Origin of the sequence: uncultured Amaricoccus sp. (assembly GCF_937858865.1) — a bacterium.
In the GTDB taxonomy this organism is placed as follows: domain Bacteria; phylum Pseudomonadota; class Alphaproteobacteria; order Rhodobacterales; family Rhodobacteraceae; genus Amaricoccus.
On record NZ_CALLYO010000249.1, the window covers coordinates 1 to 1507 of the forward strand.

General features: G+C 69.9%; 2 protein-coding genes. Both read left to right on the forward strand.

The window, feature by feature from the left end; genetic code table 11:
* A partial coding sequence (locus Q0112_RS06885) for a M4 family metallopeptidase (protein ID WP_297973135.1) occupies window positions 1-1062 on the forward strand: 1062 nt, incomplete at its 5' end.
* A 28-nt stretch (window positions 1063-1090) separates the two neighbouring features.
* On the forward strand, window positions 1091-1390 hold the full coding sequence (locus tag Q0112_RS06890; RefSeq protein WP_297973136.1) for a protealysin inhibitor emfourin: 300 nt from the start codon (window positions 1091-1093) through the stop codon (window positions 1388-1390).
* Window positions 1391-1507 lie beyond the last annotated feature (117 nt).

Consider the following 1507-nt stretch of genomic DNA (forward strand, 5'->3'; position numbering starts at 1 on the left):
TGCATCGTCCCGCCGCACATGCTGCGCGTGCTCGAGATGCGGGGCGACGCCAGGCAGACCGAGATGGCGCGCGCGCTGCTCGGCCACAGCGAGAAGGTGCGCTGCGCGCGGGCGTCGGTCTGCCAGGCCACCCCGATGCTGCGCACCGGTGACGGCGAGGCGGGCTTCGAATCCCCGGCGTTCGTGGCGGCCGCGCCCGAGCGGCATCTGAACCGCGAGGTCTATAGCGGCGAGGGAAAGGCGGCGCTGCCGGGGAAGCTCGTGCGCTCCGAGGGCGGCGCGCCGAGCGGGGATGCCGATGCGGACGCCGCCTACGACGGGGCGGGGGCCGTCTACGACTTCTACTTCGACACCTTCGGGCGCGATTCCCTCGACGGGCAGGGGGCCAGGCTGATCTCGACCGTGCATCACCGGCGGGACTTCAACAACGCCTTCTGGGACGGGCGGCAGATGGTCTACGGCGACGGGGACGGGAAGATCTTCTCGACCTTCCTCGAGACCTCGGTGATCGGGCACGAGATGAGCCACGGGGTGGTGCAATTCTCCGGCGGGCTCGAGTACCAGGGGCAGTCGGGGGCGCTGAACGAGAGCTTCTGCGACGTCTTCGGCGCCATGGTGCGGCAGTTCGCCGAGGGGACGGACGTCCATTCCAGCGACTGGCTGATCGGCAAGGGGATCCTCGGGCCGGAGATCCAGGGGGTGGCGCTGCGCTCGATGAAGATGCCGGGGACGGCCTATTCCGACGCGCTGCTCGGGCAGGACCCGCAGCCCTATCACATGGACCTCTACGTCAGCACGACCGAGGACAACGGCGGGGTGCACATCAACTCCGGCATCCCGAACCACGCCTTCTATCTCTGCTGCATGCTGATGGGGGGGAACTCCTGGGAGGCGCCGGGGCAGATCTGGTATCGGACCATGCAGCAGCTCAACAATCCCTTCGCGAGCTTCGCCGACTGGGCGGCCGGCACGGCGCAGGCGGCGCTGGCGCTCTACGGGGTCGGGAGCCGGGAGGCGATGGTGGTCCGGCGGGCGTGGAAGCTGGTGGGGATTTCGGCCTGAGGTGGGCGGGATTGCGGAGTGCCTGGCGATGATGGTCACGATCACGATCACGACCTCGGGCGGGATCGGCGGCTTCGGGCTGGCGAAGAAGGCCGAGGTGGCGGTCGAGAGCCTGCCCGAGCCGCTGCGCGTCGAGGCCTGCGAGAAGCTCGATCCGGGCGCGCTCGAGGCGCTGGCGGCGAGGAGGCCGCGCGGCGGGCCGGACCGGGTCGTCTATCACATCGTGGTGGTGGAGACGGGGGGGACGGCGAGCTTCGACCTGCCGGAGACGGCGCTGCCGGCGGGCACGCTCGATCTGATCGACGAGCTCCTGGCGCGCGGGCGCTGATCGCCCGGGCACGCTCGGCGCACGCGTGCCTGGGGTGGATGGGGTTGAAAATGCTGGGGTTTTTTGGCGTCTATACGTTGTATTGACACGGGCGGGCGCGCGATGTCCGGTCCGGAC